This window comes from Cobetia sp. 5-11-6-3 (assembly GCF_013374055.1).
Classification (GTDB): domain Bacteria; phylum Pseudomonadota; class Gammaproteobacteria; order Pseudomonadales; family Halomonadaceae; genus Cobetia; species Cobetia marina.
Genome location: NZ_BLWJ01000006.1, coordinates 64,728 through 89,382 on the forward strand (window position 1 = coordinate 64,728; position 24,655 = coordinate 89,382).

General features: G+C 63.0%; 17 protein-coding genes and 1 pseudogene. 17 read left to right on the top strand and 1 reads right to left on the bottom strand.

Annotated elements, in window-relative coordinates:
• Nucleotides 1–43 precede the first annotated feature (43 nt).
• The 14 genes and pseudogenes from uppS (at nt 44) to tilS (ending at nt 18,777) form a co-directional block, all read left to right on the top strand.
• Complete coding sequence (gene uppS, locus HXS66_RS11610) at nt 44–787, top strand: polyprenyl diphosphate synthase (RefSeq protein ID WP_084207816.1); 744 nt, start codon at nt 44–46, stop codon at nt 785–787.
• Complete coding sequence (locus HXS66_RS11615) at nt 787–1,590, top strand: phosphatidate cytidylyltransferase (protein WP_084207817.1); 804 nt, start codon at nt 787–789, stop codon at nt 1,588–1,590. Before uppS ends, HXS66_RS11615 begins: the two co-directional genes overlap by 1 nt.
• Before the next feature lie 11 nt (nt 1,591–1,601).
• Nucleotides 1,602–2,822, top strand: coding sequence for a 1-deoxy-D-xylulose-5-phosphate reductoisomerase (ispC, locus tag HXS66_RS11620; protein WP_176503601.1), 1,221 nt, complete (start codon nt 1,602–1,604; stop codon nt 2,820–2,822).
• 88 nt (nt 2,823–2,910) lie between these two features.
• Nucleotides 2,911–4,266 carry a sigma E protease regulator RseP gene (gene rseP / locus HXS66_RS11625; RefSeq protein ID WP_084207818.1) on the top strand — a complete coding sequence of 452 codons (1,356 nt, stop codon included), beginning with the start codon at nt 2,911–2,913 and terminating at the stop codon, nt 4,264–4,266.
• A 258-nt stretch (nt 4,267–4,524) separates the two neighbouring features.
• Nucleotides 4,525–6,861 carry an outer membrane protein assembly factor BamA gene (bamA, locus tag HXS66_RS11630; protein ID WP_170877460.1) on the top strand — a complete coding sequence of 779 codons (2,337 nt, stop codon included), beginning with the start codon at nt 4,525–4,527 and terminating at the stop codon, nt 6,859–6,861.
• Nucleotides 6,862–6,978: 117 nt separating this feature from the next.
• On the top strand, nt 6,979–7,491 hold the full coding sequence (locus tag HXS66_RS11635; protein WP_077377836.1) for an OmpH family outer membrane protein: 513 nt from the start codon (nt 6,979–6,981) through the stop codon (nt 7,489–7,491).
• A gap of 86 nt (nt 7,492–7,577) precedes the next feature.
• On the top strand, nt 7,578–8,615 hold the full coding sequence (lpxD, locus tag HXS66_RS11640; RefSeq protein WP_077378183.1) for a UDP-3-O-(3-hydroxymyristoyl)glucosamine N-acyltransferase: 1,038 nt from the start codon (nt 7,578–7,580) through the stop codon (nt 8,613–8,615).
• Nucleotides 8,616–8,866: 251 nt separating this feature from the next.
• Nucleotides 8,867–9,310 carry a 3-hydroxyacyl-ACP dehydratase FabZ gene (fabZ, locus tag HXS66_RS11645; protein ID WP_077377839.1) on the top strand — a complete coding sequence of 148 codons (444 nt, stop codon included), beginning with the start codon at nt 8,867–8,869 and terminating at the stop codon, nt 9,308–9,310.
• The gene (lpxA, locus tag HXS66_RS11650) at nt 9,307–10,074 is read left to right on the top strand and encodes an acyl-ACP--UDP-N-acetylglucosamine O-acyltransferase (RefSeq protein ID WP_077377842.1); all 768 of its coding nucleotides are present in this window, start codon (nt 9,307–9,309) and stop codon (nt 10,072–10,074) included. Before fabZ ends, lpxA begins: the two co-directional genes overlap by 4 nt.
• 2 nt (nt 10,075–10,076) lie before the next feature.
• Nucleotides 10,077–11,228 (top strand): lipid-A-disaccharide synthase, encoded by a 1,152-nt coding sequence (lpxB, locus tag HXS66_RS11655; protein ID WP_176503602.1) that lies wholly within the window; start codon nt 10,077–10,079, stop codon nt 11,226–11,228.
• A 92-nt stretch (nt 11,229–11,320) separates the two neighbouring features.
• Nucleotides 11,321–11,965 (top strand): annotated as a pseudogene (rnhB, locus tag HXS66_RS11660) (ribonuclease HII); the annotation flags it as partial.
• Nucleotides 11,966–12,393: 428 nt separating this feature from the next.
• Nucleotides 12,394–15,894 carry a DNA polymerase III subunit alpha gene (gene dnaE, locus HXS66_RS11665; protein ID WP_077377851.1) on the top strand — a complete coding sequence of 1,167 codons (3,501 nt, stop codon included), beginning with the start codon at nt 12,394–12,396 and terminating at the stop codon, nt 15,892–15,894.
• Between the two features lie 277 nt (nt 15,895–16,171).
• Nucleotides 16,172–17,125 carry an acetyl-CoA carboxylase carboxyl transferase subunit alpha gene (accA, locus tag HXS66_RS11670; RefSeq protein WP_084207821.1) on the top strand — a complete coding sequence of 318 codons (954 nt, stop codon included), beginning with the start codon at nt 16,172–16,174 and terminating at the stop codon, nt 17,123–17,125.
• A 143-nt stretch (nt 17,126–17,268) separates the two neighbouring features.
• A complete protein-coding gene (gene tilS, locus HXS66_RS11675) occupies nt 17,269–18,777 on the top strand; it encodes a tRNA lysidine(34) synthetase TilS (RefSeq protein ID WP_176503604.1) in 1,509 nt (502 codons plus the stop codon).
• A 104-nt stretch (nt 18,778–18,881) separates the two neighbouring features.
• On the opposite strand, the gene ppx is transcribed toward tilS, so the two are convergent.
• A complete protein-coding gene (ppx, locus tag HXS66_RS11680; RefSeq protein ID WP_077377856.1) occupies nt 18,882–20,444 on the bottom strand; it encodes an exopolyphosphatase in 1,563 nt (520 codons plus the stop codon).
• Between the two features lie 411 nt (nt 20,445–20,855).
• Between ppx and trxA the strand changes: the two genes are divergently transcribed.
• From trxA to ubiD, 3 genes are all read left to right on the top strand, one after another.
• Entirely contained in the window at nt 20,856–21,182 is a 327-nt protein-coding gene (gene trxA / locus HXS66_RS11685; protein WP_077377859.1) for a thioredoxin, read from the top strand.
• A 528-nt stretch (nt 21,183–21,710) separates the two neighbouring features.
• Nucleotides 21,711–22,970 (top strand): transcription termination factor Rho, encoded by a 1,260-nt coding sequence (rho, locus tag HXS66_RS11690; RefSeq protein ID WP_077377862.1) that lies wholly within the window; start codon nt 21,711–21,713, stop codon nt 22,968–22,970.
• A 197-nt stretch (nt 22,971–23,167) separates the two neighbouring features.
• Nucleotides 23,168–24,637 (top strand): 4-hydroxy-3-polyprenylbenzoate decarboxylase, encoded by a 1,470-nt coding sequence (ubiD, locus tag HXS66_RS11695; RefSeq protein ID WP_176503605.1) that lies wholly within the window; start codon nt 23,168–23,170, stop codon nt 24,635–24,637.
• Nucleotides 24,638–24,655: the final 18 nt, after the last annotated feature.

A 24,655-nucleotide genomic window follows, 5' to 3' on the forward strand; every position in this document is an offset into this window, starting at 1 on the left:
CCGGCACCCTGTCGGCGGCATCCGGTGCTCGTAGCGAGACCCCATGACGTCACCGAATTCCCTCTCCACGCCACGCCATGTGGCGATCATCATGGACGGCAACAACCGCTGGGCGAAATCCCGCGGCTGGGCTGGTATCCGTGGCCATCGTGCCGGTGCCGAGACCGTCCGCAGTACCATCCGTCGCGCTGCCGAGCAGGGCGTCGAGGTACTGACCCTGTTTGCTTTCTCCAGCGAGAACTGGAAGCGTCCGGCCAATGAGGTCAGTGCGCTGATGGAGCTGTTCCTCATGGCGCTCAAGCGTGAGGTCAAGAAGCTTCATCGACACGACATACGCCTCTCCGTGATCGGGGAGCGCAGCCGCTTCTCAAGCTCCATCCAGAAACATATCCGCAGTGCCGAAGAGATGACGCGCGACAATCGCGGCATGCATGTGGTCATCTGCGCCAACTACGGTGGCCGCTGGGACATTGCCGAGGCTGCCCGACGTCTGGCGACGCAGGTCGAGCGAGGCGAGCTCAAGGCCGCGGATATCGACGAGTCCCGCCTCGGGGCCGAGGTCTGTCTGAGTTCGCTCCCGGAAGTGGATCTGTGCATTCGCACCAGTGGCGAGCAGCGTATCTCCAACTTCCTGCTCTGGCAGCTGGCCTACGCCGAGTTCTACTTCTCGCCGGTGCTGTGGCCTGATTTCGACTCGGCGGCCTTCGATGAGGCGCTCGATGCCTATGCCCAGCGTCAACGGCGCTACGGCATGACCAGCGAACAACTCGACGCCGAGGGGCTCTAGTGCTCAAACAACGAATCATCACCGCGCTCATTCTCGCCCCGCTGGCGCTGTGGGGGCTGTTTGGCCTCGACGGTGCCGCCTTTGCGGTCATGACCGGGGGCGTGGTGGCACTGGCCGCCTGGGAGTGGGCCAATCTTGCCGGCGTGCGTGCCGGCGCGGCGCGTCTGCTGTTTCCTGCCTGCATGGCGCTGGCGATGCTGCTGGTGTGGTGGGCGGATGCCTCCCAGGCTCGCTGGCCGCTCTATCTGGCGGCGCTGGCATGGGCCGTCAATCTGCGCTGGGTGATGCATTACCCCGAAAAGCGTCAGGAATGGCATGCCACCGGCATGCGACTGGGTGTCGGGGTCCTGGCGCTGTTGCCGACCTGGTTCGGCTTTCTCCAGCTCAAGACCAGCGGTGGCGAGTGGCTGCTGTACGTGCTGCTGATGGTGTGGGCGGCGGATATCGGTGCCTATTTCTCCGGCAAGCGATTCGGCAAGCGCAAGCTGGCGCCACGTGTCAGTCCGGGCAAGTCCTGGGAAGGTGTCTACGGCGGGCTGGTCGCCACCGGATTGCTGGCCACCGGCTATGCGCTGGCAGGGCAGGCCGACTGGCTGCCGCTGCTGCTGGTCACGCTGGGCGTCACTGGCGTCTCGGTGCTGGGAGACCTGCTGGAAAGCATGTTCAAGCGCGAGCGTGAGATGAAGGACTCCAGTCAGCTGTTGCCGGGGCACGGCGGCATCATGGACCGCATCGATAGTCTGACGGCGGCCGTGCCGTTGTTTGCGCTACTGTTGCCCTGGGTGCTGGGAGGTGGTGCGTGATGGCGGGTGACATGTCTTCCAATGCGCCGGTGCAGCGCATCACGATTCTGGGGGCCACCGGCTCCATCGGCTCCAGCACGCTGGATGTGATCTCGCGCCATCCGGAGCGCTATGTGGTGCATGCATTGAGTGCCGCCACGCGCCATGAGGCATTGCTGGAGCTGTGCCTGGTCCATCGACCTCAGGTGGCGGTGATCGCCTCCGCCGAGGCGGCGCTGTGGCTCGGTGAGGCGCTCGAGGGCGTCGAGAGCTACCAGGGCACGCCCATCGAGGTACGTCATGGTGAGCAGGCGCTGGTGGACATCAGCGAGGCCCCCGAGGTAGACAGCGTGATGGCGGCCATCGTGGGTGCTGCCGGGCTGCTGCCGACTCTGGCTGCGGTGCGTGCGGGAAAGCGCGTCCTGCTGGCCAACAAGGAAGCGCTGGTGTGTGCCGGCCAGTTGTTCATGGATGCGGTGAAGCAGCATGGTGCGACGCTGCTGCCCATCGATTCCGAGCACAACGCCATCTTCCAGTGCCTGCCGCCCGAGCATCGCGATGGGCTGGCCCCCATCGGGGTCGAGAAGCTGCTGTTGACTGCCTCGGGTGGCCCGTTCCGTGACGAGGCCGAGTGGCCTGCCGAGCGCCTGGCGACGGTGACGCCGGCCGAGGCCTGCGCGCATCCCAACTGGTCGATGGGGCGCAAGATCTCCGTCGACAGTGCCACCCTGATGAACAAGGGGCTGGAACTGATCGAGGCCTGCTGGCTGTTCGCCTGTGGGCCCAACGACATCCAGGTCGTCGTGCATCCCCAGAGTGTCATTCACTCGATGGCGGCTTACAGTGATGGTTCGGTGCTGGCCCAGATGGGCAATCCCGACATGCGCACGCCCATCGCCTACGCGCTGGCCTGGCCAGAGCGCATCGATGCCGGCGTCGAGTCGCTGGATCTTTTCCAGGTGGCGCGACTCGACTTCCGTGCCGCCGATGAGACGCGCTTCCCGTGTCTGCGTCTGGCGCGTGAAGCCATCGCGGCAGGCGGCACCTGGCCTGCAGTGATGAATGCCGCCAATGAGGTGGCAGTGGCAGCCTTCCTTGAGGGCCGCCTGGCCTTCGATCGTATCCCAGTGGTGGTGGAAGCCGTCATGCAGGCTCGCCCGCCCCTGGCGGTGGATGGTCTCGAGGTGATCCTGTCCGAAGATGCCGCGGCGCGTGAGTTGGCAGCCGCCCAACTGGCCCTCGTCGGGCCCTGAAATCCTATCTTGCACTGTCTTGTCACTTTCCTTGTGGGCGTGACAGGGCAGGCTGCCCATCTCGGGCACCAATTTCCAGGAGCGCGTGATGGGTGTGATCCAGAATATTCTTGCCGTGATCGTCGTGCTGGGGGTGTTGATCACCATCCATGAGTACGGTCATTTCTGGGTCGCGCGTCGTTGCGGCATCAAGGTGCTGCGCTTCTCCATCGGTTTCGGCAAGCCGTTCTGGTCGTGGACGGACCGCCACGGCACGGAATACGGTGTCGCGGCCATTCCATTGGGCGGCTACGTCAAGATGCTGGATGAGCGCGAGGGGCCAGTCGACCCGTCGGAGCGCCATCTGGCCTTCAATACCAAGTCCGTCTGGAAGCGCATCGCCGTCGTCTCGGCAGGGCCACTGGCCAATTTTCTGCTGGCGATTCTGGCGTACTGGGCGCTGTTCGTCGCCGGTACCACGACCGTGGTACCGATGGTCGGAGCGGTGGCGCCGGACTCTCCTGCAGGGCGTGCCGGGCTGACGCCCGATGCGGAAATCGTCGCCATCAATGATCAGCCGACACCAAGCTGGGAGGCGATCAATCTGCGCCTCATCGGCGCGATAGGGGACGACCAGCTGACGATCACCACCCGTGCTCCGGGCGCCAGTGCCTCGCGTGAACAGACACTGGATGTCGAGCGCTTCCTGGTGGATCAGGATCCGCCGCGTCCGCTGGTCACGCTGGGCATCACCGCCTGGCGGCCCCAGTTGCCGGCGGTGCTGGGGCGAGTGCTGGAGGACGGTGCGGCGCAGGCTGCCGGCTTGAAGGCGGGAGACCGTATCGTCAGCATTGATGGCGTGCTGGTGGTGGACTGGATCGACTTCGTCGAGCGTGTGCGCGGTGCGCCGGGCGAAACGCTGTCCGTGCTGGTGGCGCGTGATGGCAAGGAAGAGACGCTGTCACTGACGCCCGCGAGCAATGCGCTCGATGACGGGCGTGTCGTGGGGCAGGTCGGCGCCGGTGTCGAGAATGTCAGCTGGCCGGAAGAGTATCAGCGTGAGCTCAGCTATGGGCCCCTGGCTGCCGTAGGGCAGGCGGTGAGCAAGACCGGCGAGATGACGGTGCTGACGCTGGACTCCATCCGCAAGATGCTGGTGGGCCTGATCGCGCCCTCCAATCTGTCCGGACCGATCACCATCGCGCGGATCGCCGGTGATACGGCTCGCTCCGGGCTTGAAGCCTTCCTGGGCTTCATGGCGTATCTGTCCATCAGTCTCGGGGTATTGAATCTGCTGCCGATTCCGGTGCTGGATGGCGGGCATCTGCTGTTCTATCTGGTCGAGGCGGTGCGCGGCAAGCCACTGTCCGAGAAGGTGCAGAATGCCGGGCTCAGGATCGGCATGGCGCTGGTCGGGTCGTTGATGTTCATGGCGATCTATTTCGACCTCATGCGTCTGTGGTAACCACCAGGATGGCGAAGACGGGGTACCTCAGGATTGCCTCGCGTTTCCTGCAAGATGAACCAGAGCTGAACTGTCGCCCCTCATGAGGGTCAATTCATTGCACGGGCTGGCCAACATGGCCAACTCCCGTCATCATGCCCACACGACTTCGGCCCCGATTGCCGACCCCCAGGGGTGCTGTCTTGTCAGTAGCCAGGGGTTGTGTATAAGGTGCCTGTTTATCCAAGCGGGCGGAATCCAGAGAAGCGAAGCGACTGCATGAAACTCAAGACCATTGGATTGGCAGCTGCGCTGCTCGGGGCCAGTCAAGGCGCCTTGGCCGCGTCTTTCAAAGTATCCGACATCCGGGTGGAAGGCCTTCAGCGCGTGTCTGCGGGCACCGTGTTCAACGCCTTCCCCGTCTCCGCTGATCAGACCGTCGAGGATGATGATCTGTCCTCCGCGGCGCGCCAGCTGTTCGACACTGGCCTGTTTGATGATATTCGCCTCAAGCGTGATGGCGATGTGTTGATCATCGACGTGGTCGAGCGCCCGACGATTTCCAAGATCGAGATCGACGGCAACTCGCAGATTCCCGACGAGGACCTGCGCAAGGGTCTCAAGGAAGCCGGGCTGGCCGAAGGTCAGGTGTTGCAGCGCTCCACCCTGGAAGAGATGCAGCGCGAGCTGGAACGCGTCTACCAGGCGCAGGGCCGCTACAGCGCTCGCATCGAGACCTCGGTGGAAACCCTCGAGCGCAACCGTGTTCAGGTCAATATCGACGTCAAGGAAGGTGCGGTCGCCAAGATCCACCAGATCAACATCGTCGGCAACTCCGCCTTCGATGACGAGACCCTGCGTGAACAGCTCGAGCTGGAAGACCGCCCGAGCTGGTTCTTCGGCTGGTTCTCCGACGACGAATACTCACGCGAGAAGCTGACCGGGGACATCGAGACGCTCAAGTCCTGGTATCTGGATCGTGGTTACGTGAACTTCCAGGTGCGCTCGACCCAGGTGTCCATCTCGCCGGACAAGTCCGAGATCTTCGTCACCATCAATGTCGACGAAGGCAAGCCGTACAAGATCGGTGAGATCGGTTTCGCCGGCGACATCAAGATGAAGGAAGAGCGGGCGCGTGATCTGGTCAAGCTCGCTCCGGATGCCCTCTATTCCCAGCGTGATGTGACGGCCTCCAGCGAGGCCCTGCGTCAGGCATTGGGAGCCGACGGCTTCGCCTTCGCCAAGGTCAACGCCGTGCCTGAGGTCAATGAAGAGAGCGAGACGGTGGATCTGACCTTTGCGGTCGACCCCGGCAAGCGCGCCTACGTGCGTCGCATCAACTTCAAGGGCAATACCACGACGGCCGACGAGGTGCTGCGTCGTGAGATGACCCAGCTCGAGGGTGCGCCTGCCTCGACGGACAAGATCAAGCAATCCAAGCAGAAGCTCGAGCGTCTCGGCTTCTTCAAGCAGGTCGATGTGGACACGCGTCCGGTCGCCGGCGAGCCGGATCAGCTGGACGTCAACTACAACGTCGAGGAACAGCCGTCGGGCTCGATCTCGGCGTCGGTCGGCTTCTCTCAGGGTGACGGGGTCATCTACGGGGTGGGGCTGTCGCAGAAGAACTTCCTGGGCACCGGCAACGAAGTCAACATCAATGCCCAGAAGTCCGATGACTACACCAATGTCAGCTTCGGCTATACCGACCCGTACTGGACACTGGATGGCATCTCGCGTGGCTACAACCTGTTCTACCGCAAGGTGGATTACGACGATGATGACGATGTCGCCAGCTACGCGACCGACAGCTTCGGCGGTGGCATCAACTTCGGTTACCCGATCAACGAACTGTCGCGCCTGAATTTCGGTGCCGGTTACGAGTTCGTGCGCGTCAAGGACTTCGATGACAGCCCCGCCGAGGTCACGCAGTACATCAGTGATGAGGGCGAGGATTTCAACCTCTACAAGCTGACCGCCAGCTGGTCGCGCAACAATCTCAACCGCGGCATCCTGCCCACGGCGGGCAGCTCGCAGCTGCTGTCACTGGAAGTGGCAGTGCCCGGCTCCGATGCGGACTATTACAAGTTCCGCTACAAGGGGCAGAAGCTGTTCGAACTGCATGATGACTGGTCGCTCAAGTTCCGGACCGAACTTGGCTATGCCAATTCGTTCTCCGGCGATACCTACCCGTTCTTCAAGAACTTCTATGCGGGTGGTCTGGGCAGCGTGCGTGGTTACAGCTCCAACACCCTGGGTCAGGCATCCACCGAGGTCGATGACGGTGATGACGATACCCTGGGCGGCAACATCCTGGTCGAGGGCGGGATCGATCTGATCTTCCCGATGCCCTTCGTCAAGGACAAGCGCAGCGTCCAGCCGTCGTTCTTCGTGGATGCGGGGAATACCTATCTGACGTCCTGCTACGATGTCGGCTCCAGCTATTCCAGTTCCTGCGAGAGTGGCGTGGACCTCGGCGATCTGAATTACAGCGCCGGTATCGGCCTGTCATGGATCACGCCGGTTGGCCCGCTGACCTTCAGTGTCGCGCAGCCCATCGGTGACGATGATGATGACGACACCGAGATCTTCCAGTTCTCACTGGGCCAGACCTTCTAAGGCGGACATGACGCCACACCGGTGGGCAACCGATGTGGCGTCATGTCCCCGCTGCCGGCGCCGCCGTTCCTGTTCTGGCGTCGGTCACCGAACAACAGGCCTACAAGGAGTTTTATGATGCGTAAATTGACCCGCGCACTGTGTCTGGCAGGCGGCCTCGCAGCCTTTGCGACCCCGATGATGGCCCAGGCCACGGAAGTGGCGGTCATGGACTGGCGCCAGGCGCTGTTGAGCTCCGATGCTGCCCAGCGCTCCATGAATCAGCTCAAGAATCAGCTGGCTGGCAAGCAGGATCAGGCCAAGGCGCTGGCCAAGGAGCTTGAGACCATGCAGAACAAGCTGCAGAAGGATGGTGCGGTGATGTCGGATTCCGAGCGCCAGTCACTGCAGCAGCAACTGCGCCAGAAGGGCGGGCAGTTCCAGCAGCTGCGCGGCCAGGTCCAGCAGCAGCAGCAGCAGGCCGAGCAGGCATTCCTCAAGCAATCCAAGCCCAAGCTGGACAAGGCCATTCAGCAGGTCGTCGACAAGCACGGTGTCGAGCTGCTGGTGGACCGCAGTGCCACGGTCTACAGCAAGGATGGTCTCGACCTGACCGATGAGGTCACCCAGGTCTTCAACTCGCTCAACTGATGTCGTCGCGCGTCACGGCGCGCGATGCCAGCATTGAGCATGCCTACGCGAATGCGAGCCAGCGGCGCCCGACGCCTAGAGACAGCATGAAAAAGCAACAATTCTCCTACACTCTCGAGGATCTGGCTCAGCGGCTGGGTGCTCGACTCGTTGGCGACCCGAACGTTCGGGTCTCTGGTCTGTCGACGCTGGTGGACGCGGCGCCAGGCGATATCGCCTTCCTCGCCAATCGCGCCTACCTCAAGTATCTCGCGGACTCTCAGGCCACGGCGGTGCTGCTGCACGAGAGTCATCTCGACGAGTGCAAGAGCCATGCGCTGGTGCTGGACAATCCTTACTTGGCCTATGCCGAGCTGTCACGGTTGTTCGATCCCATGGCACAGGCACCGCAGGCCAGCGTGCATCCCAGTGCGGTCGTCGATGAGACGGCCACGCTGGGCGCGAATGTCGAGATCGGCCCGCAGGTGGTGGTCGGCCCCGGTGTCAGTATCGGGGATGGCTCCCGTCTCCAGGCCGGGTGCGTCATTGGCGCTGACAGCGTGCTGGGCGAAGGGTGTCTGCTGCATCCCAATGTCACGCTCTATCACGGGGTGGTCATCGGGGCGCGGGCAGTCCTGCACAGTGGCTGCGTGATCGGTGCCGACGGCTTCGGTTTCGCCCACGACGGCAAGGGCTGGCACAAGATCGCCCAGCTGGGTGGCGTGATGATCGGTGATGATGTCGAGGTCGGCAGCTGCACCAGCATTGACCGAGGAGCACTCGGCGACACCATCATCGGCAATGACGTCAAAATCGACTCCCAGGTCCAGATCGCGCACAACGTGCAGATCGGAGATCACTCGGCGCTGGCCGGCTGTGTCGGCATCGCCGGTTCCACCAAGGTGGGTCGCTACTGTCTGATGGGCGGTGGCGTGGGGCTTGCCGGGCATCTGGAAATCTGTGATGGCGTGCAGGTCACCGGCATGAGTCTGGTGACCAATTCCATCACCAAGCCGGGCGTGTACTCGTCGGGTACCGGGGCGATGGACAATGGCCTGTGGCGCCGCAATGCCGTGCGTTTCAAGCAGCTGGATCAGCTCGCACGACGTCTGAACCAGGTCGAGAAGGACTTGAAGGACAGGTAGCGCTGCTCTGGCACCGCGGCAGGTGCCAGCAGGCGTTGTCCATGAGGCAGTGGTCGCTGGTTTTGTGCCTTGTGCCGAGCGCCTGTCCAGGCAGGTCATCTCGTCAGCCCGGCGACTCTGGGCAATGAGCGGCTGCCAGTCGCGCGCAAGGACGCTATAATGCGCGCCATTGCCAGAACGGCGGTCCGGACCGTCATTACATGCCTGCCCGAGTGCGGCAGGCATTTCGTTATTTCAGAGGTTGCAAGCCAATGGTTATGGACGTCAACGAGATCCGTGAGTATCTCCCGCACCGCTATCCTTTCCTGCTGATCGATCGGGTCATGGAACTGTCCCTTGGCGAGTTCATCGTCGCGCGCAAGAATGTGAGCATCAATGAGCCGTTCTTCAATGGCCACTTCCCGGGACACCCGATCATGCCGGGTGTGCTGATCGTTGAGGCCATGGCTCAGGCGGCAGGTATTCTGGGTTTCAAGACGGTCGACAAGCGTCCTGCCGATGGTTACATCTATTACCTCGTGGGCAGTGACAACGTGCGCTTCAAGCGTCCGGTCATGCCGGGCGACCAGCTCGAGATCAGCGCCCGCGTGCTGCGCGAGAAGCGTGGTATCTGGAAGTTCGCCTGTCAGGCCAAGGTCGACGGTGACGTGGTCTGTGAAGCCGAAATCATCTGTGCCGAGAGGAAGGTCGCTTGATACATCCTACTGCCATTGTCGATCCCGGCGCCCGCCTGGCCGACGATGTCGAGGTCGGTCCGTTTTGCGTGATCGGTGCCGACGTCGAGATCGGCGCTGGCACGGTGGTGGGGCCGCACGTCGTCATCAAGGGTACGACGGTCATCGGTGAGCGTAACCGCATCTTCCAGTTCGCCTCGGTCGGTGAGGATTGCCAGGACAAGAAGTACGCCGGTGAGCCGACACGCCTGGAGATCGGGGATGACAACGTCATTCGCGAGGGTGTGACCCTGCACCGGGGTACCGTCCAGGATGCCAGCCTGACACGCATCGGCAGTCGCAACCTGTTCATGGCCTACTCGCACGTGGGCCATGATTGCATCATCGGGGATGACTGCATCATGGCCAATCAGGCGACGCTGGGGGGGCATGTCCATCTGGGCAATCACGTCATTCTCGGCGGACTGTCGGCGGTGCACCAGTTCTGTCATGTCGGCGAGCACGCCATGGCGGGCGGTGGCTCCATCATCACCAAGGACATCGCGGCCTTCGTGATGGTCAATGGGCACCCTGCCGAGGCGCATGGCCTCAACAGCGTCGGCCTCAAGCGCCGTGGTTTCAGTCGCGAGACCATCTCCGCCCTGAACGCGGCCTACAAGACGGTCTTCCGTCAGGGGCTGACACTGGCGCAGGCACTCGAGAAGCTGGAAGGTGAGCCGCCTCTCGCCGAGCGCGATGTCTTCATCGCCTCGCTCAAGGCGTCCACTCGTGGCCTGACACGCTGAGCATGCGCATCTACCTGGTAGCCGGAGAGCTCTCCGGTGACATCCTCGGTGCCAGCTTGATGCGCGCGCTCAAGGCGCGTCATCCCGATGTCGAGTTTCGTGGCATCGGGGGGCCGCGCATGCAGGCCGAAGGCTTCGACAGCCTCTATCCGCTGGAAACTCTCTCCATCATGGGGCTGGTCGAGGTGCTCAAGCATCTGCCGGAGTTGATCAAGGTGCGTCGCCATCTGTTGCGCGACGCGCTTGAGTGGCAGCCTGACGTGATGATCGGTATCGATGCTCCCGACTTCAATCTGGGGCTCGAGCTGCGCCTGCGCAAGCGGGGCATCACCACGGCGCACTATGTCAGTCCCTCCGTCTGGGCCTGGCGTCAGGGCAGGGTGAAGACCATCCGCCGTGCCGTCGATCGCATGCTGACCTTCCTGCCCTTCGAGGCGGCCTTCTATCGCGAACATCAGGTGCCGGTGACCTTCGTCGGCCATCCGCTGGCGGATGAGTTGCCGCTCGAGGATGATCGCGATGCTGCCCGCCTGCAGCTGGGGATTGCCCCCGACGTGCAGTTGCTGGCGGTGTTGCCGGGATCCCGTGGCAACGAGATCCGTTTCCTCGGCGAGACCTTCCTGGCCTCCATTGAGCGCCTTTGCCAGCGTTACCCTGCGCTTGAAGTGGTGATTCCGGCCGCCACGCCGCTGCGGCGTAGCGAGCTTGAGTCACTGATGCAGGGGCGCGAGGCGCTGGATCGCGGTCGCATTCACCTCATCGATGGCCAGTCGCGTGAAGCGATGACTGCCGCCGATGCCGTGCTGCTGGCCTCCGGTACGGCAGCGCTCGAATGTCTGCTGTGTCATCGTCCGATGGTGGTGGCCTATCGCATGGCGCCGATGACCCACCGCATCGCACGGCACATGGTCAAGACCGAGTGGATTTCGCTGCCCAACCTGATTGCCCGCGAGACATTGGTGCCGGAGCTGATCCAGGACGCTGCCACGCCGGAGTCCATCGAGGAAAGCCTCGCTCCCTTGCTGTCGCGTGCCGCCGGCGATGTCTGTCGCCAGCGTGAGCTGCGTGAGCGCTTCGTCGCCATGCATCGTGAGTTGACCTGTGATGCCAGCGCCGCGGCCGCCATTGCCATCGGTGAGCTGGCGGGGCGCTGATCACGACCGCCCGTGATGCCTTTACTGACTGATACCCCCTGATCGGCAGGCCGCAACAGTGGTCTGTCGGTTGTCTGACGCCCCGAGATACCATGACCGACTCTGCCGATCGACCCGCCGCTCTGCCCGCCAGTCGCAAGCGCAAACCTGCCGATGATTTCCCTGCGCTGGTGATCCCCTATCACGGGGAGCTGCTGGCAGGTATCGATGAGGTCGGGCGTGGACCGCTGGTCGGGCCCGTGGTGGCGGCAGCGGTGATTCTTGACCCGAATGACCCCATCGAGGGCATCACCGACTCCAAGAAACTCAGCGAGAAGAAGCGCCTGGCACTGTACGAGCAGATTCGTGCGCGTGCCTGGGCCTGGGCGATCGCCGAGGCTACCAGTGAAGAGATCGATGAGCTGAACATCTATCAGGCCACGCACCTGGCGATGCGGCGTGCTGTCGATGCCCTGGGCGTACGCCCGGAATATCTGCTGGTGGATGGCAACCGCTTGCCGGGGCACGAGATTCCCGGCATGGCAGTGGTGAAGGGCGACCTGCGCCACGCCGCCATCGGCGCGGCTTCCATACTGGCCAAGGTATACCGCGATGCCCAGATGGCAGCGCTGGATGCCTGCTTCCCCGCCTACGGTTTCGCGCGTCACAAGGGCTACCCGACCCGCGAGCATCAGGCTGCCATCGAGACGCATGGCATCCTTACTCTGCATCGCAAGAGCTTCGGGCCGGTCAAGCGGCTTTACATGGCCGGGCATGTGCCGCAGGCCGTGCCGGAAGATGCATTGATCGCGCTGCCAGCCCCGGTTGAGCCAACCGCTGAGCCGGACAAGGCTGTCGAGTCATCAGGGCAATCGTCGGGGCCGTCAGAGCAATCGTCGGGGCCGTCAGAGCAGGAAGCGGCCCTGGCGACGAGTGAGCCGAGCCAGTCTCCCGCTGCAAAAAAGCCGCCAGCCGTGGTCTGACTGATGCCAGTGAGACCACGGCATCCCCGTCAGTCGAGGTCGTCCTGACAGGCGAGGCGCCTTCAGACGCTGCCCCCGACGCGCTATCCTTGGCAGCGGAGTCCCCGCCTTCAGCGTCCGAGGCGCCGGCAGCGTCAGCGCGGCCATCGTTACCCGCCGCGACTGAATCCTTTACCGTCACGCAGACTTCACGAGCCGATTCCATGACCACGCCCTTTGTTCACCTGCGCGTTCACACCGAGTTCTCTCTCGTCGATGGTCTGCCCGGCGTCAAGCCGCTGATCAAGGCGACCGCCACGGCAGGCCAGCCGGCTGTCGCGGTCACCGACGAGGCCAACCTGTTCGGGCTGGTCAAGTTCTACTCCAATGCCCGAGGGGCCGGGATCAAGCCGATCATCGGCTCCGATCTGTGGATGACCAATCCGCAGGACGTCACGCGTCCCTACCGCATCACGCTGCTGGCGATGAATGACATCGGCTATCGCCATCTGACCGAGCTGATCTCGCGCGGTTGGACCGACGGCCAGAAGCAGGGGCGTGCCTATCTCGAGAAGCAGTGGATCTTCGAGCAGGCCGAGGGGCTGATCGTGCTGTCCGGGGGGCGCGAGGGCGAGATCGGGCGTCATCTGCTCTCGGATCACGAAGACACCGCACGGACCCTGCTGAGCGAATGGAAGGCGGTCTTCGGGGATCGCTTCTATCTGGAGCTGACCCGTACCCAGCGCCAGTACGAGGAAGAGTGCCTGCACCTGTCGGTGGCGTTGGCGGAGGCGACCGATACTCCGGTGGTCGCCACCAATGACGTGCGCTTCCTCAAGCGTGAGGACTACTGGGCCCACGAGACGCGCGTGGCCATCGGGGAAGGCAAGGCGCTGGATGACCCGCGCCGCGAGACCCGCTACAGCGATGAGCAGTACCTGAAGACCGCCGAGGAAATGCACGAGCTGTTCGCCGACATTCCCGAAGCGCTCGAGAACAGCGTGCTGATCGCGGCGCGCTGTTCCGTGACGGTTCAGCTGGGGACCTACTTCCTGCCCGAGTTCCCGGTGCCGGAAGGCATGACGATGGATGAGTTCTTCCGCAAGGTTTCCCATGATGGCCTGACGGAACGCCTCGAGAAGCTCTATCCGCGCGACAGGCATCCCCGCGACAGCGAAGCCTGGGCTGACACCGAACAGCGCTATCGTTCCCGCCTGGACTTCGAGCTCGACATCATCCTGCAGATGGGCTTCCCCGGGTACTTCCTGATCGTCATGGACTTCATCCAGTGGGGCAAGGACAACGGCGTGCCGGTCGGCCCGGGGCGTGGTTCCGGTGCCGGCTCACTGGTGGCCTATGCCCAGAAGATCACCGATCTGGATCCGCTGGAATACGACCTGCTGTTCGAGCGCTTCCTGAACCCGGAACGTGTCTCCATGCCCGACTTCGACGTCGACTTCTGCATGGAGAAGCGCGATCGCGTCATCGATTACGTGGCCGAGCGCTACGGGCGCAATGCGGTCTCGCAGATCGTCACCTTCGGCACCATGGCCGCCAAGGCGGTGGTGCGTGACGTGGCGCGTGCCCAGGGGCGTCCCTACTCGCTGGGCGACAAGCTCTCCAAGCTGATTCCCTTTGAAGTCGGCATGACGCTGGAGAAGGCCATCGAGCAGGAGCCTCAGCTCAAGGAATTCATCGAGAACGATGAAGAGGCCCAGGAAATCTGGGAGATGGCGCTCAAGCTCGAGGGCACCACCCGCGGTACCGGCAAGCACGCCGGGGGCGTGGTGATCGCTCCCACCAAGCTGACCGATTTCTCGCCGCTGCTGTGTGAAGAGGATGGCAGCGGTCTGGTGGTGCAGTTCGACAAGAACGATGTCGAGGAAGCCGGGCTGGTCAAGTTCGACTTCCTGGGGCTGCGTACCCTGACCATCATCGACTGGGCGACCGAGATGGTCGACAAGGTCCGTGAGCGTGAAGGGCTGCCGCCGCTGGAGATCGATGACATTCCGCTGGACGACGCCAAGACCTTCGACATGCTGCAGAAGGCGGAGACGACGGCGGTCTTCCAGCTGGAATCCCGCGGCATGAAGGAGCTGATCAAGAAGCTCAAGCCTGACTGCCTGGAAGACATGATCGCCCTGGTGGCCCTGTTCCGTCCGGGCCCGCTGCAGTCCGGCATGGTGGATGACTTCATCAACCGCAAGCACGGTCGCTCCGAAGTGTCTTATCCACACCCGGATTATCAGCACGAGCTGCTCAAGCCGGTACTGGAGCCGACCTACGGCATCATCCTGTACCAGGAGCAGGTCATGCAGATCGCGCAGGTGCTGGCCGGCTACACGCTGGGCCAGGCCGACATGCTGCGCCGCGCGATGGGCAAGAAGAAGCCGGAAGAGATGGCCAAGCAGCGTGCCGGCTTCATGGAAGGGTGTGCCGAGAAGGGCATCGACAAGGACCTGGCGGGCAACATCTTCGACCTGGTGGAAAAGTTCGCCGGTTACGGCTTCAACAAGTCCCACTCGGCGGCCTATGGCCTCGTCTCCTACCAGACGGGCTGGCTGAAGGCGCACTATCCGGGGCCGTTCATGGCCGCGGTGATCTCGACCGAGATGCAGACCATCGAGAAGGTGGTACCGCTGATCGAGGAATGCCGCCATATCGGCCTGACGGTCACGCCACCGGACGTCAACATCGGTGGCTACAAGTTCACCGTCGACCTCGAAGGGCGCGTCGTCTACGGGCTGGGCGCGATCCGTGGCGTGGGCGAGGGCCCGATCGAGGCGATCGTCAGCGCACGTGCCGAGGGTGGGCCGTTCAGCGACATCTTCGACTTCTGCAAGCGCATCGATGCCAAGAAGATCAACAAGCGCACCCTGGAGGCGTTGATCCGCTCCGGGGCGCTGGACAACATCGGCCCGTCCCGTGCGGTGCTGATGCTGGCGGTGGAGGATGCGCTCAAGGCCGCCTCCCAGAATCATGCCAACAACGATGTCGGCATCACCGACATGTTCGGCGATGCCTTCAGCGAGCCGGAAACGGATGTCTACGCCGGCTATCGCAAGGCGCGTGAGTGGACCGACAAGGAGCGCCTCACCGGCGAGAAGGACACCCTGGGGCTCTATCTGACCGGCCATCCCATCGATGAATACGAAGGTGAGCTCAAGCGCTTCATCAATGCGCGCATCAGCGACCTGAAGCCGTCGCGGGAGCCGCAGCGCATCGCCGGGCTGGTGATCGCCATGCGCACCATGAAGTCCAAGCGTGGCGATACCATGGCCTTCGTGACCCTGGATGATCGCACCGGACGCATCGAGGCCTCGATGTTCGGCGAACTCTACGACCAGGTACGCAACAAGCTGGTACCTGACAGCGTGGTGATCGTCGAGGGGGAGGTCAGTCAGGATGATTATTCCGGCGGCCTGCGCCTGCGTGGCAAGGATGTCACGCCGATCATCGATGCGCGGGCGCGCTTCGGTGAGGCCGTCGAGATGAGCATCGCCGCCGAGGATATCGGCGGACGCTTCACCCAGCAGCTATCCACGCTGTTGACGCCGCACCTGGCCAGCGAAGGCCTGCCGATGCGGCTACGCTATCGCAATGCCGCCGCGGAGGCCTGGCTGGAGCTTGGCGAGCAATGGCGCGTCGCCCCCAGCGATGAACTGCTGATCCAGCTGGGTGAGGTGGAAGGCCAGCGCGGCGTGCGACTCAAGTACCGTGAGTGATTGTGGATCAAGGGGGAGGGACGCCATCCCTTCCCCTTGATGATGCAAGTGAAACCAGGTGGTGAAGGGCGTGGGGGAGAGGCAATCCCGCGCCGAACGGGCGGGCAAGGTTTGCACCTGTCGAACAGGGTGCGATAATGCCCCCCTATCTTTTCCGTACCCAATTCCATGCCGACTGTGACCGCCGTGAGCCACAGATCGCCTGAGCGCTTGCTCAGGGGGAGTGACCCGGCCGACTCGCTTTCCTGGCTGCCCGAGACGACGAACGAAACGCCTTATGAATCCCAATTATCTGGACTTTGAACAGCCGATCGCCGAGCTGCAGGCCAAGATCGAGGAACTCCGTCTGGTCGGTAACGACTCCCAGGTCAACCTGTCTGACGAGATCGCTCGTCTGCAGGACAAGAGCACCAAGCTCACCGAGTCCATCTTCAAGGACCTCGGTGCCTGGCAGGTATCTCAGCTGGCGCGTCATCCGCAGCGTCCGTATACCCTCGACTACCTCGAGAACCTGTTCACGGATTTCGATGAGCTGCACGGCGACCGTCACTACGCGGACGATGAAGCCCTGGTCGGTGGCATCGCGCGTCTCGACGACAAGCCGGTGATGGTGATCGGTCACCAGAAAGGCCGTGACGTGAAGGAAAAGGTGCGTCGCAACTTCGGCATGCCGCGTCCGGAAGGCTACCGCAAGGCCTGCCGTCTGATGGAGATGGCCGAGCGCTTCAAGATGCCGATCCTGACCTTCATCGACACCCCGGGTGCCTATCCGGGCATCGGTGCCGAGGAGCGCGGTCAGTCCGAGGCCATCGCCTACAATCTGGCAGTGATGTCGCGTCTCAAGACCCCGATCATCTCCACCGTCATCGGTGAGGGTGGTTCCGGTGGTGCACTGGCCATCGGCGTGTGTGACGAGCTCAACATGCTGCAGTACTCCACCTACTCGGTGATCTCGCCGGAAGGGTGTGCCTCCATCCTGTGGAAGAGCGCAGAGCGTGCCGCCGATGCCGCTGATGCCATGGGCATCACGGCCTCGCGCCTCAAGGAGCTGGGCTTCGTCGACAACCTGATCAAGGAGCCGCTGGGTGGCGCGCACCGCAACCCGCAAGCTGCTGCCGACAGCATCAAGGCCGCGCTGGGTGAAGGCCTGGAGCGTCTTGGCGCGCTGGATACCGACGCCCTGCTGGAGCGTCGTTACCAGCGCCTGATGAGCTACGGCGCACCGGCATGATCTCTGCACATCACGCTTGATGCGCATGCAGTTCACGCCTGAGTGACCAGGACGCCTCCGGAATCTTCCGGGGGCGTCCTTGCGTTCAGGGTCGCTTTTTCTCCGCTCACTCCATCCATCTGCTTTCGCGACGGGAGCCCGGCATGTCTCTGTCTTCTTCACTGGACTCGATGTCCTCGTCTCCGCAGTCTCTTGGCGAGATGGCGGAATCGCGTGCACTCGTTGCCGTCCGTGCGGCGTTGGCAGCAACGGATTCACGGCACACGGTATGGATCGCACTCTCGGGCGGACTGGATTCGGTGATGCTGGCGAGGCTGGTGGCGCGAGCGGCGCAGGAGTGCCCACGGCGACTGCGGCTGGTGCATGTGCACCATGGCCTGCAGGCGGCCAATGATGATTTCGAGCGTCTGGCGCGCAGGCTGGCCTCGCGGTTGGGGCTGCCGTTGAGTGTGCGCCATCTGGCGCTGGATGAGGCCGCATTCAAGTCGCGAGGCGTGGAGGCTGCCGCACGTGAGGCGCGGCTGGCGGCACTGACGGCCTGTCTGGCGGCGGGCGATAGCCTGTGGCTGGCGCAGCATCAGGATGATCAGGCCGAGACATTGTTGCTCAACGCGCTGCGCGGCAGTGGCGGGCGCGGGCTGGCGGCCATGCCGCCTGAGCGGGCGCTGACCGTGGGCAACTTGTCCACTGGGCGAGATCTGCCCCCCCATGCGCGTGCACGACTGGTACGCCCGCTGCTGGATGTCTCTCGCCGTGATCTCGAGACTCTGGCGAGTCAGCAAGGGCTATGTGTCTCACGAGACTGGTGCGAGGACCCCAGCAATCTCAGTCAGCGTTTCGATCGCAATTATCTGCGTCACACGGTGCTGCCGGCACTCGAAGGGCGTTGGCCACAGGCTGCGGGCAGCCTTGCGCGCTCGGCGCAGCAGCTCCAGGAAGAGCAGTCATTGCTGGATGAGCTGGCGGCCGAGCTGCTGGCGAAGGTACGGCTGTCAGGCGCGGAGCGCGTCACGCCGGGGCAGGAGCTGGAGCAAGGGCAGGAGCTGGAGCAAGGGCAGGAGCTGGAGCAAGGGCAGGAGCAAGAGCAAGAGCAAGAGCAAGAGGTGCAGCTGTCGCTGGCACGTCTGGGCGAGTTGAGTGAGCCACGTCAGCGTCTGGTCCTGCGCCACCTGTGCCAATCACGCGGCTGGCCGGTGCCGCCGCGCGGGCGCCTGGCCAGTCTGCAGCAGTGGATCGTCACGCCGCCGGACTCGGTGGCGGAGGTGCGCTGGCACAGTCCGGTCTCAAGTCTGGTGGTGCGCCTCTGGCGCGGTCAGCTGTGGTGGCAGGCGAGTGATACCGTTACAAGGCATGGTCTTGGTGATGGGGTCAGTGACTGCCAACGGCGTGAACTGGATGATCGGGCGAGACAGAGCTGGCAGGCATTGGCCGCGCAGGAGGACGAAGTCGTGATCGGCCAGCGTCAGCCGGGTGATGTCATGCGCCTGGCTGACAGGGGCCGGCGGGACCTCAAGCGCCTGCTGCAGGAAGCCGACATCCCGCCCTGGCAGCGCCACCAGCTGCGGGTGGCGCGACGTGTCCGCGATCAAGTCATCGTGGCGCTATGGCATCCCGCGTGCGGGTGGTGGTTGCGAGCGAAGCCGAGTGGCTGACTGTGGGCCTTAGAAGTTGGCCCCGGGAGTCAGTCTCGACAGAGAGTCTCACGGGGCCCTGGGCGTAGTGGCGGGACAGCACGAGGCCAGGGCGGCGACCGTTCTCAGTCGACGCCTTCGAGGGTGAGCGTCATGTCGGCGGCCTTCTGCAGACTGCTTTCCTGGGTCAGGTCATCACAGATCAGACTGTGATCCCGATATTCTTCTGCCAGGCTCAGTCGCAATTCGTCGCCCTTGGCGCTCAATTGCGTGCCGAGGACAGGCTGTTCAGGGCGTGAATGATTGAGCATCACGGCGATGCGCAGCAGGCGCGCCAGACGGGCGAGGCGTGGCTGGAGCGTCAGCGGCAGATTGGCAAGCTCCCGGCTGGCGAACTTGCGACGATGGGCGCGTACCAGGAAGGCGAGCGCCTTCTGCTCCGGTCGCGAGAACCCCTGCAGGTCGGAATGCTCGATCAGGTAGGCGCCATGACGATGGAACTGGCTATGCGAGATGGCCAGCCCGACTTCATGCAGTTCGGCCCCCCAGGCCAGCATCTGACGGGAGGTTGCCCCCAGTGACCACGCATCCGCGACCTGGTCGAACAGCGCCAGCGCGGTATCGCGCACGTTGGCCGCATGGCGGGTGTCGATACCATAGCGACGACGCAGCAGATCGATGGCCGCGATGCGCGAGTCTTCCGCCGTATTGCGACCGATCAGATCAAACAGCACGCCTTCGCGCAACGCGCCATCGGAGTAGCGGATCTGCTCGAGTTCCAGGGCTTCGAAGATACCGCACAGGATCGCGACCCCGGCCGGGAAGACGCTGGCGCGGTCACTTTTCAGGCCTGGCAGGCTGACCTTGTCGAGACGCTTGAATCCCAAGAGAGCGGTGCGCAGACGATGGAGTCCCTCGCGAGTCACCAGGCCGTGTGCTGCCCAGCCATGGGCTTCCATCACGCTGGCGGCTGCCTTGATGGTGCCGGAGGAGCCGACGGGGTCGTCCCAGCCCAGCTCGCGATAGCTGCGCTGTATGCTGGCCAGCTCCGAGCGAGCGGCCAGTTCGGCACGGCGCATGCGTTTCTCGCTGATCTCGCCGTCAGAGAAGAATGTCTTGGTATAGGCCACGCAGCCCATGTGCAGACTTTCCAGCAACAGCGGCTCGAACTGTTCACCGATGATGAATTCCGTCGAGCCGCCGCCGATGTCGATGATCAGGCGCTTGCCATGCACATCGGCCAGGGCATGGGCGGCCCCCAGATAGATCAGGCGCGCTTCTTCACGGCCGGCGATGATCTCGATGGGATGCCCCAGCAATTCCTCGGCGCGATCGATCAATGTCTGGCTGTTGTGCGCGGCACGCAGCGCGTTGGTGCCGACGATGCGCAGATGCTCCGCCTCGATGCCATCCAGGAAGGGCGCGAACTGTGCGAGGCAGTTGAGCGCACGCTCCATGGCATCTTCACTGAGCATGCCGTCTTCATCCAGGCCAGCTGCCAGCTGGATCTTCTCGCCCTGCTTGGCCACGACCTGCAATTGCCCGGCCTGATGATTGGCCAGCAGCAGATGGAAACTGTTGGAGCCGAGATCGATGGCGGCCAGCTTCAACAGTGGTGCATCGTCACTGGTGTCCGTGGCAGCGGGGGAGCTGTCAGGTAGGGAGGAGGCTGAATCACTCAAATGCATGGTCCTTGTGGCAGGTCCTGCTGGCAGGCCTTGCGCGAACGGGCGCTGCTACATGCGCTGTCCTCGAGGGCAGGGCGCCATGTGCCAAGCCGTCCACGCTGCGGAGTATCACGGTAAAGAATGCAATGTCAGTCTGGATCAAGGTTGCGGCGACTTGTGTGAGGTGTCAAACCTCATGGCATGTCGTCGGCAGGATCGGTCGAGAGTGGGGCATGTCAGAGACAGGGCGTGGTAGTCTACTGGTGCGACATGACAGTCGTGCGAAGCGCCAGAGAGCGATGCCTCTCGTGCAAGGCGCTCGCGTGACACCGCCCGTCCCGGGGCTTGCCGTCATCGTCGTCACGCTGAAGCATCATCATTTACCTGCAGGAAGATCAGCAAGGCCGATGTGGCCTGGGAGATAACGTCGCGATGAGCGAACGTGTGGCACCGATTTCAGAAAGAGACTTTGAATCCGTGGTGTTGGAGAGCGAGCAGCCGGTACTGGTGGATTTCTGGGCCTCCTGGTGTGGGCCGTGCAAGACGGTGGCCCCGACACTCGAGTCGCTGGCGGAGGAATATGAAGGGCGGTTGAAGATCGTCAAGGTCGATGTCGATGAGGCCCCTGAACTGGCGTCCCGTTTCGGCGTTCGTGGCGTGCCGACCCTGATGCTGTTCCTGTCCGGAAATGTCGAGGCCAGCAAGGTCGGGGCGATGCCTCGTGCGCAATTGGCCGCCTTCCTGGATGCCAACCTGTGATGGGGGATGACGCCGTCAGTTGAGCGGCGGCCCCGTCCCCCGGGCTGCGCTGGCATGGCCTCTGAGCACGGGACTTGCGTTCGAGGTGAAGCTTGACTACCATCGAGGCGTTCGCCTGATTACACGCTCTCTGATTGCGTCATGTCGACCGTCCCACGGTCCCCCAGTTGTCAGCCAGCCCTCTGGTAATTCTGTCCTTCTATTCACAGGTCAGCCACCAGGCGATTCATACCGCTAGATTCCATATCGAGAAGACTTTTACGTCAGGAAGCACGACGCCCCATGTCCTTGCGGACGGGCTGCAGTCGCTCGACACTCCGTTGCCGAATCCGTTGTACGGCCGTGGTGAGTGATCTTTCCTGAACCTTTGGCACCTGTATTCTTTCCACTCAGGCGCTTGCCCCCGGGAATGCTGTCGAGATCAGCCTGCACTCACACAGTACAGTGTCAGTCTCTGCCTCCTGCTCGTCTTCTCGATTCCCTTCTTATCTTCAGCCCTGCTGACACGAGCTACGTTCAAACAAGCCGATGAATCTTACCCAACTCAAGCAAAATACCGTCCCGGAACTGCTGGAACTCGCCCAGACCATGGGGATCGACAACCTGGCACGTTCGCGCAAGCAGGACATCATCTTCGCCATCCTCAAGAAGCACGCGAAAAGCGGCGAGGATATCTATGGTGATGGTGTGCTGGAAATCCTGCAGGACGGCTTCGGCTTCCTGCGCAGTGCGGATTCTTCCTACCTTGCTGGCCCCGACGACATCTACGTTTCCCCGTCCCAGATTCGCCGCTTCAATCTGCGCAAGGGCGATACCATTTCCGGCAAGATTCGTCCGCCGAAGGAAGGGGAACGTTACTTCGCGCTGCTCAAGGTCAATCAGATCAACTTTGACCGTCCCGAGAACGCCAAGCACAAGATCCTGTTCGAGAACCTGACGCCGCTGTTCCCGCAATCGCGTCTGCTGATGGAAATCGGCAACGGTTCCACCGAGGACATCACCTCGCGCATCCTGGATCTCACGGCCCCGATCGGCAAGGGACAGCGTGGTCTGATCGTGTCACCGCCCAAGGCGGGCAAGACGATGATGCTGCAGAACATCGCCGCCTCCATCACTCGCAACAACCCCGAATGTCACCTCATCGTGCTGCTGATCGATGAGCGTCCTGAGGAAGTCACCGAAATGTCGCGCACCGTGCGCGGCGAAGTCGTGGCCTCCACCTTCGATGAGCCGCCGGCCCGTCACGTCCAGGTCGCCGAGATGGTGATCGAGAAGGCCAAGCGTCTGGTCGAGCACAAGAAGGATGTCGTCATCCTGCTCGATTCCATCACGCGTCTGGCGCGTGCCTACAACACCGTGGTGCCGTCCTCCGGCAAGGTGTTGACCGGTGGTGTCGATGCGCATGCCCTCGAGAAGCCGAAACGCTTCTTCGGTGCCGCGCGCAACATCGAGGAAGGCGGCAGTCTGACCATCCTCGCCACGGCACTGGTCGACACCGGTTCCAAGATGGACGAAGTCATCTTCGAGGAGTTCAAGGGCACCGGTAACATGGAAGCGCACCTCGACCGCAAGCTGGCCGAGCGTCGTGTCTTCCCGGCACTCAACATCCGTCGTTCCGGTACGCGTCGTGAAGACCTGATCGCGTCTGAAGATGAAATGCAGCGCATGTGGATCCTGCGCAAGCTGCTCAATCCGATGGAAGACGTGGCCGCGACCGAATTCCTGATCGACCGCCTGAAAGATACCAAGACCAACCTCGAGTTCTTCGAGGCCATGAAGCGCCGCTGAGCCGATGTCCTGAGTTGACGAGGCAATGCCATGGATTCCCCACGTGATTCCGTTCAATGACGGAATCACGTGGGGAATCCGCACTTCCCGAGACGCCCATCTCCTGATCAGGAGATGGGCGTCTTGCGTTGTCGGCCTGCCGACTATCGGCTGGCAATGGTATGCTCGGAACCTGATCAAGCCGACCGGAAACTCCCATGCAGTATCGAGACTTGCGCGATTTCATCGCGGCGCTGGAAGAGAAGGGCGAACTCAAGCGCATTCGTGCCGAGGTGGACCCTTACCTGGAGATGACCGAGATCTGCGATCGCACCCTGAAGGCGGGTGGTCCGGCGTTGCTGTTCGAGAACGTCAAGGGCCACAGCATGCCGGTGCTGGGCAATCTGTTCGGCACGCCGCGTCGTGTGGCGCTGGGCATGGGGCAGGAGTCGGTCGAGGCACTGCGCGAAGTCGGCGAGCTGCTCGCCTTCCTCAAGGAGCCGGAGCCGCCCAGAGGCTTCCGTGATGCCTGGGACAAGCTGCCGATCTTCAAGCAGGTGATGAGCATGGGCCCCAAGCGGGTCAAGCGTGCGCCCTGTCAGGAGGTCGTACTGGAGGGGGATGATGTCGATCTCAACATGATTCCGATTCAGCACTGCTGGCCCGGAGATGCCGCGCCGCTGGTGACCTGGCCGCTGGTGATTACCCGCGGGCCGCACAAGGAGCGTCAGAATCTCGGCATCTACCGTCAGCAGAAGCTTGGCAAGAATCGGCTGATCATGCGCTGGCTGGCGCACCGTGGCGGGGCTCTGGATTTCCGTGAGTGGCAGAAGGCCCATCCGGGTGAGCCCTTCCCGGTCGCCGTGGCGCTGGGGGCTGACCCCGCGACGATTCTGGGCGCTGTCACTCCGGTGCCGGATACGCTGTCCGAGTATGCCTTCGCGGGGCTGCTGCGCGGCTCGCGCACCGAGCTGGTCAAATGCGGCCTGTCGGAGCTCGAGGTGCCGGCCAGCGCCGAGATCATCCTCGAGGGCTACCTGTATCCGGATGACATGGCACCGGAAGGCCCCTACGGCGATCACACCGGCTATTACAACGAGGTCGAGACCTTCCCCGTCTTCACCATCGAGCGCATCACCCATCGGCGCGATCCGATCTATCACTCGACCTATACCGGGCGTCCACCGGATGAGCCGGCGATTCTCGGTCTGGCCCTCAATGAGGTCTTCGTGCCGATTCTGCGCAAGCAGTTCCCGGAGATCGTCGACTTCTATCTGCCGCCGGAGGGATGCTCCTACCGCATGGCGGTGGTGACGATGAAGAAGCAGTACCCCGGCCACGCCAAGCGCGTGATGATGGGAGTCTGGAGCTTCCTGCGCCAGTTCATGTATACCAAGTTCGTGATCGTGCTGGATGATGATGTCGATGCCCGCAAGTGGGAAGATGTCATCTGGGCCATCACCACGCGGATGGACCCGAGCCGTGATACCGTTCTGGTCGACAATACGCCGATCGACTATCTCGATTTCGCCTCGCCAACGGCGGGGCTCGGCTCCAAGATGGGCATGGATGCCACCAACAAGTGGCCCGGCGAGACCGACCGCGAATGGGGCGAGCCCATCGTGATGAGCGACGAGATCGTCTCGCGGGTCGATGAGCGCTGGGACAGTCTGGGCATTCTGGATTGAGTCTCACCTGACCATCAC